Consider the following 12,959-nt stretch of genomic DNA (forward strand, 5'->3'; position numbering starts at 1 on the left):
GGTCACCTTTTCTTTAAGATTGCTTGTCCTGAGATAAGATCTTCGCCGGCTTCATCAGATTCTGTTTGGTCGGGTGCTTCATATATATCGCCATACACCGGCCTGAAGGAGCAAAGACAGCGACACGATCTTCCTCTGCGAAATGAGCGAATTCATCAGGCATTGGCAGGACTGCACCGTTTTCCACTTTACTTGCTAATGTATCATTTATCTCCCATTTCGGCAAATGATTGAGCGCACGCTCGATCGAGACAAGGTGCTCATCTACTGTGCCTTCTTCGCTTATATCTCGCAGCTCATCAAGGGTGATGCACTCATCTAGTGTAAAATCACCTGATCCTGTGCGAATGAGATGTGACATATGAGCTGGAAATCCTAGTTTCTTTCCAATATCAACTGCTAAGGTTCTGACATACGTTCCTTTTGAACATAAAACGGTGAATCTAAATGACACTTTTCCATTTTCAAATAAAGCAGGTGTTGTCCGCTCGATACGATGAATCGTAATCTCGCGGCTCGGCCGCTCAATTTCAATACCTTCTCTTGCATATTCGTAGAGTTTTTTCCCGCCAATTTTCACAGCCGAAAACATAGGAGGAATTTGTTCAATGGTTCCTTCAAACTGTTTCAGCGCATCATCAATTTCTTCTTCTGAAATCTGTTTTTGTACCTTTTTTTCTTCAACCACTTCACCAGTTTGGTCTTCAGTCGTCGTAGAAAAGCCAATCGTGATTTCTGCATCATACGTTTTCGATTTATCTGTTAAATACTCAACGATTTTCGTCGCTCTTCCAATACAAATGGGCAGAACTCCTGATACCTCGGGGTCGAGGGTACCTGTATGTCCGACTTTTTTTGTATGCAAGATCTTTCTCACTTTGAACACACAGTCGTGAGAGGTCATCCCTCTTTCTTTATGTAATAAAAGAACACCATTTACCATCTGCGCTCTCTCCTTTCGTAAACGATGAAAAAGGACAGACGATCATCGCCTATCCTTATTTCAACGTCTTATTCGTGATCTTTTGTGTTTAGTTCAGCAATCAGGCTTTCAATTCGGTTTCCGTAATCCACGGATTCATCAAATTCAAAGTGTAGTTCTGGTGTTTTGCGAAGTCTAATTCGATTGCCAATTTCAGAGCGGATATACCCTTTAGCCTTTGCTAGACCTTTTAAGGTTTCCTCTCTTTTCTTCTCGTCGCCAAGAACAGAAATGTAGACTTTGGCAATTTGCAAATCACCGGTCACTTCGACATCGGTTACAGTCAAAAAGCCGATTCTTGGATCTTTCAGCTTTCTGCCAAGGATGTCGCCTAATTCTTTTTTCATTTGCTCACCCACACGGGTTGCTCTCATACTCATGATCTTATCACCTCTAATTAAAACCACTCAGTTTTCGTGATCGTTCGTTCAATTTCAGGAAAAGAATCAATAAAGCTTAATACACGCTGAAGTTCCTTTTCCACTTGAACCCGAGATGAAGAAATCACGGCGATTCCAATTGATGTACGCTGCCATGTATCCTGATAATCCATTTCAGCAATGGTCACATTGAATTTATGGCGCGTTCTTGTCAATATACGCTGAAGAACCGCACGTTTTTCCTTCAGTGAGGATGCATCATAGATGATACACTCACATTCGGTATAACCGATCATTTTCTTTCGATTTCTTGCATAACGAATGATTCCAGAACATCGCCTTCACGGATATCATTGTATTTCTTAATGGTAATACCACATTCATAGCCTTGTGAAACTTCTTTCACGTCATCTTTGAATCGTTTTAATACGTCGACTTCGCCTTCAAAAATAACGACGCCGTCACGAATTAAGCGGATACCACTATCTCTTGTGATGGTTCCTTCAGTGACATAGCCACCAGCAATTGTACCGATTTTAGATACTTTGAACGTTTGACGAACTTCAACTTGACCAATGACTTTTTCTTCATATTCAGGGTCAAGCATCCCTTTCATCGCAGCTTCAATTTCATCGATGACTTTATAGATAATGCGGTGCAAGCGGATATCTACGTTTTCTGTTTCAGCTGTGCTCTTCGCATTTCCATCAGGACGTACGTTAAATCCGATCACGATCGCATTAGAAGCACTTGCTAAAATGATATCAGATTCTGTAATCGCTCCAACACCCGTATGGATAATTTTCACTTTTACGCCTTCTACTTCAATTTTTTGAAGAGCTGCCGTCAGTGCTTCAGCAGAACCTTGTACGTCTGCTTTCACGATCAGGTTGATATCTTTCACTTCGCCTTGTTTGATTTGCTCAAATAGGTCATCTAAAGATAATTTTGCTTTGTCTGAACGCTTTTCATCAAGCTGTTTTGAAGCACGCGCCTCGCCCACTTGACGAGCTGTTTTTTCGTCTTTGAATACGAGGAACTGATCGCCCGCATTTGGTACATCATTTAAACCAGTGATTTCAACAGGTGTAGATGGTCCCGCTGTTTTCACGCGGCGCCCGATGTCATTGACCATTGCACGAACGCGCCCAAATGTATTTCCAACAACGATTGGGTCACCTACTTGAAGTGTACCAGTTTGAACAAGAAGGGTTGCAACAGACCCTTTTCCTTTATCAAGCTCAGCCTCAATGACAGTTCCTTTAGCCGCACGATTTGGGTTGGCTTTCAGTTCTGCTACTTCGCTGACAAGAAGGATCATCTCGATCAATTCATCGATGCCTTCACCTGTTTTTGCAGATAGTGGAACGAAGATCGTTTCGCCGCCCCAAGCTTCTGGTACAAGGCCATGTTCAGTTAATTCCTGCATCACACGGTCAGGGTTAGCTGTTGGTTTGTCAATTTTATTGACAGCGACAACGATTGGTACCTCTGCCGCTTTCGCATGGTTAATGGCTTCAATCGTTTGCGGCATCACGCCATCATCTGCTGCAACGACTAGGATGGTTGTATCCGTTACCTCGGCACCACGTGCACGCATCGTTGTAAATGCTGCGTGTCCAGGGGTATCAAGGAACGTGATTTTCTTGCCGTTTTCTTCAATTTGGTATGCACCGATATGCTGCGTGATTCCACCAGCTTCGCCTTCAACGACTTTCGTTTTACGAATGCTGTCAAGAAGGGTTGTTTTCCCATGGTCAACGTGTCCCATGATCGTCACAACTGGAGGGCGTACTTGCATATCTTCTTCTTTATCTGCAACTTCATACTTTTCAAGTTCAGTTTCTTCTAAAATGATAACTTCCTCTACTGGAACGCCATATTCAGAAGCGATTAATTCAACTGTATCTTTATCAAGCTCTTGGTTAATAGTTGCCATAACACCAAGCATCATCAGCTTCTTAATGATTTCAGCTGATTCTTTTCCAAGCTCTTCGGCAAGCTGGCCAACTGTCATTGAATTTGTAAATTCAATTTTTTCAGGAAGCTCTTTTTTAGGCTTCACAGGTCTAGCTTGCTGTTGCTGTGACTTGTTGCCACCGCGTTTGTTTTTGTTTTTGTTTTGGTTGTTGTTTTTTTTGTTTTTATTAAATTGATTATTCTGCACGTCATTCTTCTTTCTATCATTGATTTTGTTAGATGATTGGTTTTTTTGTTCTGCGGGTTTCTCGTTAGCTGTCTCTTTTGCTTTGGCTTTTTTATATTTAGCGTCTAGCTTTTTCACAGTGTCGTCTTCAAGCGTCGCCATGTGGTTGTTCACTTCCACGTTCATATCCTTAAGCGCTGCTATAATATCTTTACTTGAAACATCTATGGCTTTTGCATATTCATATACTCTCACTTTAGCCATTCGTTCACCCCCAAATAAATTAATCGAGCAAGCTTATAAGCTTCTTAGCGAAGCCTTGGTCAGTGACAGCGACAACTACGCGAGCTTCTTTCCCAATAGAACGTCCGAGAACGGAACGGTCTTCAATTTTTCTAACCGGAACATTATAAAATTTGCATTTGTCAGATACCTTTTTCTCTGTGTTCGGTGAGGCATCTGCTGCAAGAAGAACCAGCTTAGCACGCGCATGTCTAACTTCTTTGATCACAAGATCTTCTCCTGACACGACTTTACGAGCTCGATTTGCTAGACCAAGCAAAGGATACCACTTAGAATCAGTCATTTGGTTTTTTCACCTTTTCAGCTAGTTCTAGTAATTCTTCAAATATGTGTTCGTCAATCTGTGTCTGAAATTGCTGCTGTAAACTGCGTTTGTTCTTTGCCGCAAGAATGGTTTCTTTATCGAGAGAAAGGTAAGCTCCGCGTCCGTTCTTTTTTCCGGTTGCGTCAACAGACACTTCACCTTCTTTAGAACGAACAACACGGATCAGTTCTTTCTTTGGTTTCATTTCTCCCGTCACGACACATTTTCTAAGCGGGATTTTTTTTCGGCTATTCACCTTTTACATCACCTCTTATTCGTCAGATTCCTCAGCTACTGGTTCAGCCTCTAAGAAAAGAGATTCAGAGTCTTCAGTTCTTGGGAAAATACCGAGTTCCCTTGCATCTGTTTCGCTTTTAATGTCAATTTTCCAGCTAGTCAGCTTTGCTGCAAGGCGCGCATTTTGACCTCTTTTACCAATGGCTAACGACAGCTGATAATCAGGGACAATGACTGTTGTCGCCTTATCTTCTTCATTCACAATAACATCAAGTACTTTTGATGGACTTAATGCATTGGCAACAAATTCAACCGGGTCATTAGACCAATGGACAATGTCAATTTTTTCGCCTTTTAGCTCGTTGACAATTGCTTGTACACGCTGGCCTTTTGGACCAACACAAGAACCAACTGGGTCAACATCAGGATCATCAGTACGAACAGAGATTTTAGAACGGTCCCCAGCTTCTCTAGCAACCGATTTAAGCTCTACAGTACCATCATAAATTTCTGGCACTTCAATTTCAAATAAACGCTTTAATAGACCTGGATGTGTTCTAGACACATAAATTTGTGGTCCTTTTGTTGTTTTTTCGACTTTTGTAATAAACACCTTAATGCGGTCATGTGGTTTGTAGTCCTCATTTGGCATTTGTTCGTTGACCGGAAGAAGGGCTTCGATTTTGCCAAGTGACACGTAAATGAATTTACTGTCAATTCGCTGAACGATTCCCGTCATAATGTCTTCCTCGCGATCGATAAACTCAGTGTAGATCACACCTCGCTCTGCTTCCCTCACTCGCTGCGTCACCACTTGTTTCGCAGTCTGAGCTGCAATGCGTCCGAAATCTTTTGGCGTGACTTCAATTTCAACGACGTCACCTACCATGTAATTCGGGTTCATATTGGCTGCATCATCTACAGAGATTTCAAGGCGAGAATCATACACTTCATCTACAACATCTTTTCTTGCAAATACGCGAATTGTTCCCGTTTCGCGGTTTAAATCAACACGAACATTTTGCGCTTGATTAAAGTTACGCTTATATGCAGAAATGAGTGCAGCTTCTATCGCTTCAATAATAATTTCTTTACTAATACCCTTCTCTTTCTCGAGAACAGTCAGGGCATCTAACAACTCACTACTCATTTTTATGGTTCCCCCTTATATCAATGAAAAGGTTAATTGAACGAAACTGCTAATCTTGCGTTAGCTATTTTTTCGTATGGAATATTGATCTCTTTCTTTCTTGTCTTGATCTTCACTGTCACTGTTGCAATCTCACCATCAAAGCTTGTAAGCTCACCTTCAAACGCTTTTTCACCATCAATTGGTTCATATGTTTTCATGAAAACATTTTTTCCAAGTGCTTTTTCAAAATCAGCTTTTTTCTTTAATGGGCGCTCCGCTCCAGGAGAGGACACTTCAAGAAAGTAGTTTTGGCTAATCGGATCTGCCTCATCAAGCTTTTCGCTCAAGGCTTCGCTCACTTTGGCACATTCTTCGATATCGACGCCTTTATCAGAGTCAATAAACACGCGAAGGAACCAGTTTTGACCCTCTTTGACAAATTCAACATCAACGAGTTCAAGCTGTAAGCCATCTAAAATTGGCTGTACCATTTCGCTTACGACATCCACTACTTTTTTGCTCATTCTCTTCCTCCTTGTGCTTTCGATAAACGCTCTTATCAATCATTCTGCATAAAAACCCTGCTTTATGTGAGCAGGGGGAGCAGAAAACGGATGAATAATGTCGAGACAAAAATTGCCTGTTCAATACAAAAGAGCGGGTTTCCCCACTCTTGTCTCGGTAATCGTTAGCATTTCCATAAAAACTATACCATATCCAAATTTTTTATGCAAATGAAGTTCCTTATTCAGCAGGCATTCGCCATCAGTTCTTTTCGTTCATTCTTTTCGCATGTTCACTGATAAGTGCTGCCTCCCTACTCCCTTTTATGATGCGGAAACCGTCATAATCGGGATAGAGCGAATCATCGTCCTGAATGCTTGTTAAAATCCAAAATTGACTGCCAGCCCCTCCGAGCCGCTCAACCGCTGACAGCCAGCTTTGGTATACGTCAGGACGTGCTGATTGATTTTGATAGCCAAACTCTTCTAATACAACTGGTTTTCCGATTGTCTTCCCGCGGGTGATATGGTCTTCGATCCATTTCACTCCCCAAGCAGCAGACTTGTTCCAGTGATCTGGGTACAGATGATAGGTTCCATAATCGATATTAGAGAGAGCTGTCAAACGGTCCCAATCGACGCCTTCTCCGCCTCTGTAAAACCAATCTTCATGGTCTGGTATGCGAAAAAACCCTTCATCTCCTACTGCAACAAGATGGTGACGATCCAGCGATTTGATCCATGTACTCATTTCATCTGCCCATTTGACTAGTATATTACCCGTTGGATCTGACTGCACACGCGGCTCATTGGCCAATTCCCAAGTCATAATAGCTGGATCGTCCTTATATTGAACACCTGTGTACGTATTCGTTCTTTCTAAAACATAACGCACATAATTTTTGTAAGCATGTTGAATACGAGGATCTGTATAAAAGGCATCATGTGATCCTGCATTGAACCACTTTACGTATTGATTCATCCCGCCAAAGTCATCCCAATTGTTCACTAGCGGGATGACAAGCTTTATTCCTTCCTGTCCCGCTTTATAAATCGCATAATCTAGTTTTTGAAAACCCGATTCTTCATAGATCCCTGGACTAGATTGTAAAACGGAGTTTTCTTGAGGGGACCCGTCGTGAAATCCCCAAATACGTAAGACCTTTAAATTCATTGCTTTCATATCATCGAACACTGCATCTACCATCTTTTTAGATTTGTAATGGAAATAGTAATTATTTGTACCAGCAAAGTAAAATGGTTGATTGTTCAGCGTAAATTGTGTACCAGATGTCTGCACATATGCGGCGGCTTTAATCGTAAGTGAAAACCAGCCGGCCCATATAGCGACCACAAGTATGAAGCAGGACACTCTTTGAGTCCATTTTTTCATTTACATTCTCCTCACAATCTATCCTTCTTCAGGTACAATCACATCGAGCCGAAGCGGTGTTTGTTCTTTTGAATCAAGTTCAATTGTCTGTTGTTTCAACAGTTTACTTTCTTTACCGATTCGAATTTCATATGTCCCGTGAAATGCTCGACATGTCACATTGCCATTAGCATCTGTTTTCTCAACTCTTTGTGTCGTCCACTCATTTAGAAGCTTTTTGTAACGTCTGCCTGCTTCATTTAAAGTCCAATCGTAATTTACGATGGCCGCATGCTCACCTCTCCAATGGGCACCTGCCCAAAATCCCCACATTAGCACTCCTTTTACGGCTGGATGACTAAATGCGACGCGATATAAAGCCTCTAGGTTATCCGCTCTTCTATTAGCGTCAGGGTGAACAGAGTCGTACTCTGTAACCCATATAGGAAGACCAAGCTCAGCAAGCACATCGAGCCTCTCTTTTACAATGACTGGATCGACCCGTTCTTCAAAATGTCCTTGAACACCAATCGCCTCAATAGGTGCGCCTAACTGACGCAATTCATTGATATGTGCTTTATAAGCCTGGTGCTCACCATATGAGATCACATTATAATCATTCACAAACAATCGTGCTTGAGGGTCAATTTTTTTCGTTTCTTCATACATCCACTTCCAAATACTTTTCCCGAATCGGTCTTTAAAAAATGAACCATGCATCATTTCATTGTTTACATCCCAATGGCGGAATCTCCCTTTAAAATGATTGCCTGCATGCTCAAGTCGGTTTTTCATGGCTTCATACACTTCGTGATTCGGTAGTGACCTCAGCCAGCTTGGATTGGCATCCTCTACCTCCCAAAATAAAGCGTGCCCCCTTACTGGAAGTTGATGTTTATCTGCAAAATTCAGCATCGCATCTGCTTTTTCGTAGGTGATTCTCCCTCTTTCCGGCTCATTCGCATACCATTTTGCCTCATTTTCAAAAACAGCCCAATTAAAATGCTTCACAAAAAAATCGGCATATTGTTGATTAAATAACACTTGGTCATTCATCGCTGAACCAAATGCGAATTCATGCCTGACTTGCTTCAACTCAACCTCTATTCCTGCTATTGGCTTTTTATCGTGATTTGTGACGTTTATTTCAAGATCTCTTTGTCTATGCTCTGAGATTCGATCATTCGCCTCTTTTTTCCACATCAGATTGTTCTGCTCATTTTCGCCATTGTTTATTGATTGATGAAGAAAGCTTCTTTCTTTGACCATGTAAACACACCCTTATTTTCACTGGATTTATATTTCTTAAACAAACTGCCGGCTCAAAGAAACCGGCAGCTTAAATTTCACCTGTTAGTTGATCAGACGATGATATTCTGCGTAGGCAGTGGCCATATCCACTTGTGACCAAAAACGGTGATAAGTGAAAACCGGTGCCCCATTTTCCCATTTGCCTGTTGCTTCATTAAATGAAGACTGATATTTACTCTCGAGTGAAGACCATGCTGGATCTTGTTTAATGTTCGGACGAAGATCAGCAAAACTCGTATAGACCCCATTACCTCCTCGCTGCGGATCAGAAGGAATAGTGCTTGATCCAGGAATCTGATTCCCTTGACCAAATGTCCCGTTCCAACCATTTGGGAAATACACTTCTTTTTTAAAGAAGCGGTCATAGTCCTCTCTTTCTTCCTCTGTCACAATGCCCACGCCATCATTGTAATTCCACGCAACCTCAAGGAGCTGTGCGGCGGCATCTTTCGCTCTGACACCAAGCGCTGTATAATCCCCTGTTTCAAGCTTAGTAGCAGCAGCAAAGAATGTTAAAGCCTTGACGAGACTCCCTAGTACGCCCGTATCCTGAGTTGGATCTTTTGTGACAGCTGTTAAGTTTGGATTTCCTGTTGCAGACTGGAATCCATTCCAAGTGTCAGGCTGTCCGCTCCAAGCAATATTTCCAGGAAGCCAAAACTCGCCAGGTGCACTCGTTGTGGCAACAGCAGCATTTGTTCCTCCTAGAATTCTTTGTCCTTGGTCATCTAAGAAATAACCCTCTTCATCCGACACAGGACGGCTGCCGATAAAAATGTAATCTAATGCATAGTCGACCCATTTTGTGATACAAGATTTGGCCATTTGGACATTTTCAGATGTTTTGTCTCCGTCTTTCACAAAAATATAATAAAGCTCTGCTACGCGCTCCATCGGCCATGCCTGCATCCCGAACCAGTTATTAGAAGGCGGATCAAGATATACAGGTGCATCTTCATATGCCATATCATAAAAAGTACTTGTTCCCGCCGGATATGCACTATAGTCTCCATTCCAGCTATTGGTTGCGCCTCCTGCTATCGCTCCCTCTTTTGATTGAAGCCATACATAAAATTCAAGCTGCCTTTTTAATGTTTTTTCCCAATCGCTTGCACCGGTAGCGGAAGATGGCTTTAAACCACCATTGTCTGAGGACAAAGCATAAGCGGCGACAGGGTTTTGATACCCTTGGTGGCAGTGGCTCGCTCCGATACGCCATGACCAGTTTGCATAGTCGCCAAGTCCTCCGCCCCAAGAGGTATACCACGCCATTAAGTAATGACAGGCACCCTTTCCGTTTCCAGGGTACGGATTCCCTTGCTTGCCGCTTCCAATCGTTTGAAAATACTTATCGTACATACCGTAACGGAGAAAATCACCCATTTTTTTCGCTTTATCAAGATAGGTTGAATTATTGTAGCCGAGTTCCTTTGCCCAATACATCGCTTGTATTGCACGCGCATCAGCATCCGTCGCATTGGTATAGCGCCACTGAGCAGCTGGTACTTGGTTTTCTTTTGTGAACAAGCTCATAAAGCCTTCATTTGGCTTCCCAAAAGATTTATCATCTTGTGATGGATGTGGGATCGCCTCCCATACAGATTCCTGCGGCCCGCGCTGGAACGTGTTCACATATGTGGCTGTATGTGATGGATTGAGCAAGTTCCCATATTTATACCAGTTATCGACATCAAGCAGCCAGTGCATTAAATACGTTTCATTCGTTCCATAGGTTGATTTCAATTCACCATCAATCGGATCTTGACCAGCAGCACGAGCTCCGCTCAGCTGACTAGGATATTGATCTGGATATGGTTTTTCCGCTGCGTATGTGGCTGGGCTAGTAGGATTGTAGGCGCTCATATGCGGCTGCTCATCATTTCCATCTTCATTTACTGGGATGATGTACTTCTCCATATTGTCCCAGGCTGCCTCTAATTTGCTCCAATCCCCTGTGTAATGTCCGTACAACACCTCTAGCCACAGCCAATAGCTATACGCTTCTGACGTTGTCATATGCCCATAATCAGGCGCTTCGCAAATAAGCGTCTCAATTGAATGATACGGAATTCCTTCTGATGAAAAATATCCATTCCCATCACTTTTAATTTGATCATAAAGCGTTAAAAACCGTTCTTTGTTTGACAAATCCTTCACCCTTTCAAAAAATCTTGATTTTTATTTGTCTGGAAGTGTACCAAATACTAAAGCACCATCATCAAAAACAGGAATTCTCGTTGTTTTTTGCATATTGGATGTTAAGCCTTGAAAGGAATAATCATTTGAGGCATCCCATATATTCGACCCATTTGGTGCAGATAATCGAAATTGTATTTCCTTCTTATGCTCTGATTCTCCTCCAGGAAAAATCGCTACGCCTGTAAAATCAATTTCTGCATAATACACGTAAGCTGATGCGTCATATACCTTGAGCGGATATAAGGAAGCGCCTTCATTGTAGGCGGCTGTCACTTGAATATCTTTTTCTGTGAATCCCTTTGCAAAGACCTCACTCAGATTGACGTAATATCTAAAGGAGAGCGTTTGACTACGTCTAGCCGGCCATCCGGACCGGTTGTATAGAACCGCCTTTACTTGAGTAGATGTTACATTGTTATTCATCACTGCTGCCTCTACAAAAAACTCATCCTCTGGTTGTTCTTTAGGCGGGAAATTGGGCAGTTTTGATTGCCCTTTTCCAAACAGCTGCACCATTTTGGCTATATTTCCTGTAAAAGCGGCATTATAGTCCGTCGCCACCTCGTTTGATACATAATCAGAGATGTCATCGTCATATTGATCCTGTGCATTAGGTCCGCCAACAAGCGCCCCATAAAGAGTGTGACGATGATTCGAAGGATTTGTCAGTTGATTAGACCATGAACCGTGTGCAGTTCGGTGGTGTGGATGCTTCGGCGGGTTCTGGCCAAACCCAACGACATAGCTTCTATTAAGCGGATTATCACCAAGCATATAGTGAGTTTGGTTGATCGCGAACGTTTGGTATCGATTCTTTTTTTCTTTATCTGACACCCAATCAGCGTAAACAAAGGCTAAAAATGCTGCATTTGCTGTATAACGCAGTGAGCCCCATTGATCTAGCCATGCCAAACCGCCAGGCGTATAAGTGATTCTTTCGACTTTTCCATTTTGAACAAAACCCGTCGTCCAGTAATCGAGATTACGCTCTGTCGATTCTATAAATCGATTCTCTTTCGTGATTCTGGCGAGTAAGATTTGCGAAGCAAAAAAAGTATTGTCCCACGACATGGTAAACGTATAATCCCAATCCTTTGGCCATTCCTCTACTGCTTTTAATGCTTGATTTAAATAGGTTTCTTCATTTGTTGCCAAGTACAGCCAGATTCCGCCCCAAATGAGTTCATCAATATAGCCGCTCCAGGAGTTGTAAAACGGCTGAGCGTTTGTGACACAATCTGTATACTCGCCGCGATACCTGTCAGCAAATGCATAAAGCTGTTTCGCGTGCGCTAGAAGCTTTGCTGCATACGGGGCATCTGTCTCTTTAAAAATGATAGAGCCCGCTGCTAAAGCTGCCGCAGTTTGGGCGGCCACTTCTGTTCCAGGGCAATTTTCATCAATTTTAAAAGCTGGCCGGCTCATGGGCATCACTTCTGCCGGTCCCCACCAAGCATGATCAGCATTCCCATCACCTACCTGGGCCCAAAACTCGTTCGGACCTGTATGTGCTTTCAAAAAATAATCTGTTGCCCACCTGATTTGATCTAAGATGTCATCAAGCAATTCTGCCTCTTCATAGGCTTCTCGGTATTCATATACTGTCCATGCAAGCACAGCTGCTGAGTAGGCCATCGGAAGTCCAAATTTCACATGATCACCTGCGTCATACCAGCCGCCAGTTAAGTCATGCCCTACATCCTTCCCATCCTCTAGTCCAGAATCTCCCCGCCAGTTGAGACGGTTGCTTTTAGGCAGCTTTCCAGACCGCTGCGCTTCATAAAACAACAAGGATTTTTGAAGAACCTCTACATAGTTATAAGATGCCATTTCTGAATGACTCACCCCTTCTATTTAGTCAAACATGAATAGACAAGCCACCTCCTTTTATTCAGAACGTGATTTGAACAGCTTTGAAAAGAATCAAATATGTTTCAAAAATAAGCATAGTAAACAGCAATCAGCTTTGCGCTCATCGAAGTTTTTTCTCTTGATTCTTTCTGTGACTGTACCCAGAATGATCATATGTCGCATGAGAACATTTCAGACGGCGAAATTCTCTTTTTTGCTCTATTTGGGTAGAAAGAATG

Annotated in this window: 12 protein-coding genes; all 12 read right to left on the reverse strand. The window is 42.5% G+C overall.

All coding sequences use genetic code 11. The features are described from left to right. Positions 1 to 13: 13 nt before the first annotated feature. The 12 genes from truB to MHI11_RS11415 all read right to left on the reverse strand — a co-directional run bounded on the left by truB (position 14) and on the right by MHI11_RS11415 (position 12,699). Positions 14 to 943 (reverse strand): tRNA pseudouridine(55) synthase TruB, encoded by a 930-nt coding sequence (gene truB, locus MHI11_RS11360; RefSeq protein WP_340961109.1) that lies wholly within the window; start codon positions 941 to 943, stop codon positions 14 to 16. A 68-nt stretch (positions 944 to 1,011) separates the two neighbouring features. Next, on the reverse strand, positions 1,012 to 1,362 hold the full coding sequence (rbfA, locus tag MHI11_RS11365; RefSeq protein WP_003210803.1) for a 30S ribosome-binding factor RbfA: 351 nt from the start codon (positions 1,360 to 1,362) through the stop codon (positions 1,012 to 1,014). Positions 1,363 to 1,379: 17 nt separating this feature from the next. Further along, positions 1,380 to 1,658, reverse strand: coding sequence for a DUF503 domain-containing protein (locus MHI11_RS11370; protein WP_058013967.1), 279 nt, complete (start codon positions 1,656 to 1,658; stop codon positions 1,380 to 1,382). Next, entirely contained in the window at positions 1,655 to 3,772 is a 2,118-nt protein-coding gene (gene infB / locus MHI11_RS11375; protein ID WP_282060136.1) for a translation initiation factor IF-2, read from the reverse strand. Before infB ends, MHI11_RS11370 begins: the two co-directional genes overlap by 4 nt. Before the next feature lie 19 nt (positions 3,773 to 3,791). Continuing rightward, the gene (locus tag MHI11_RS11380) at positions 3,792 to 4,094 is read right to left on the reverse strand and encodes a YlxQ family RNA-binding protein (protein WP_034619894.1); all 303 of its coding nucleotides are present in this window, start codon (positions 4,092 to 4,094) and stop codon (positions 3,792 to 3,794) included. Beyond that, positions 4,087 to 4,371 (reverse strand): RNase P modulator RnpM, encoded by a 285-nt coding sequence (gene rnpM, locus MHI11_RS11385; RefSeq protein ID WP_003210758.1) that lies wholly within the window; start codon positions 4,369 to 4,371, stop codon positions 4,087 to 4,089. The genes MHI11_RS11380 and rnpM overlap by 8 nt, the downstream gene beginning before the upstream one ends. 15 nt (positions 4,372 to 4,386) lie before the next feature. Continuing rightward, entirely contained in the window at positions 4,387 to 5,502 is a 1,116-nt protein-coding gene (nusA, locus tag MHI11_RS11390) for a transcription termination factor NusA (RefSeq protein ID WP_003211013.1), read from the reverse strand. Positions 5,503 to 5,534: 32 nt separating this feature from the next. Then, on the reverse strand, positions 5,535 to 6,008 hold the full coding sequence (gene rimP, locus MHI11_RS11395) for a ribosome maturation factor RimP (RefSeq protein ID WP_003211398.1): 474 nt from the start codon (positions 6,006 to 6,008) through the stop codon (positions 5,535 to 5,537). Between the two features lie 241 nt (positions 6,009 to 6,249). Further along, complete coding sequence (locus MHI11_RS11400; protein ID WP_340961111.1) at positions 6,250 to 7,380, reverse strand: glycoside hydrolase 5 family protein; 1,131 nt, start codon at positions 7,378 to 7,380, stop codon at positions 6,250 to 6,252. A gap of 18 nt (positions 7,381 to 7,398) precedes the next feature. Next, the gene (locus tag MHI11_RS11405; protein ID WP_340961112.1) at positions 7,399 to 8,628 is read right to left on the reverse strand and encodes an endo-1,4-beta-xylanase; all 1,230 of its coding nucleotides are present in this window, start codon (positions 8,626 to 8,628) and stop codon (positions 7,399 to 7,401) included. 84 nt (positions 8,629 to 8,712) lie between these two features. Beyond that, on the reverse strand, positions 8,713 to 10,818 hold the full coding sequence (locus tag MHI11_RS11410; protein WP_340961113.1) for a glycoside hydrolase family 48 protein: 2,106 nt from the start codon (positions 10,816 to 10,818) through the stop codon (positions 8,713 to 8,715). A gap of 30 nt (positions 10,819 to 10,848) precedes the next feature. Continuing rightward, on the reverse strand, positions 10,849 to 12,699 hold the full coding sequence (locus MHI11_RS11415; RefSeq protein ID WP_340961114.1) for a glycoside hydrolase family 9 protein: 1,851 nt from the start codon (positions 12,697 to 12,699) through the stop codon (positions 10,849 to 10,851). Between the last annotated feature and the right edge of the window lie 260 nt (positions 12,700 to 12,959).

Source organism: Bacillus sp. FSL K6-3312, from assembly GCF_038007485.1.
GTDB lineage: Bacteria > Bacillota > Bacilli > Bacillales > Bacillaceae > Bacillus > Bacillus pumilus.

Coding starts and splice junctions, on each gene's coding strand:
- MHI11_RS11370 (WP_058013967.1), bottom strand. CDS start 1,658: ATGATCGGTTATACCGAATGTGAGTGTATCATCTATGATGCATCCTCA.
- nusA (WP_003211013.1), bottom strand. CDS start 5,502: ATGAGTAGTGAGTTGTTAGATGCCCTGACTGTTCTCGAGAAAGAGAAG.
- MHI11_RS11405 (WP_340961112.1), bottom strand. CDS start 8,628: ATGGTCAAAGAAAGAAGCTTTCTTCATCAATCAATAAACAATGGCGAA.
- rimP (WP_003211398.1), bottom strand. CDS start 6,008: ATGAGCAAAAAAGTAGTGGATGTCGTAAGCGAAATGGTACAGCCAATT.
- MHI11_RS11380 (WP_034619894.1), bottom strand. CDS start 4,094: ATGACTGATTCTAAGTGGTATCCTTTGCTTGGTCTAGCAAATCGAGCT.
- truB (WP_340961109.1), bottom strand. CDS start 943: ATGGTAAATGGTGTTCTTTTATTACATAAAGAAAGAGGGATGACCTCT.
- rbfA (WP_003210803.1), bottom strand. CDS start 1,362: ATGAGTATGAGAGCAACCCGTGTGGGTGAGCAAATGAAAAAAGAATTA.
- infB (WP_282060136.1), bottom strand. CDS start 3,772: ATGGCTAAAGTGAGAGTATATGAATATGCAAAAGCCATAGATGTTTCA.
- MHI11_RS11400 (WP_340961111.1), bottom strand. CDS start 7,380: ATGAAAAAATGGACTCAAAGAGTGTCCTGCTTCATACTTGTGGTCGCT.
- MHI11_RS11415 (WP_340961114.1), bottom strand. CDS start 12,699: ATGGCATCTTATAACTATGTAGAGGTTCTTCAAAAATCCTTGTTGTTT.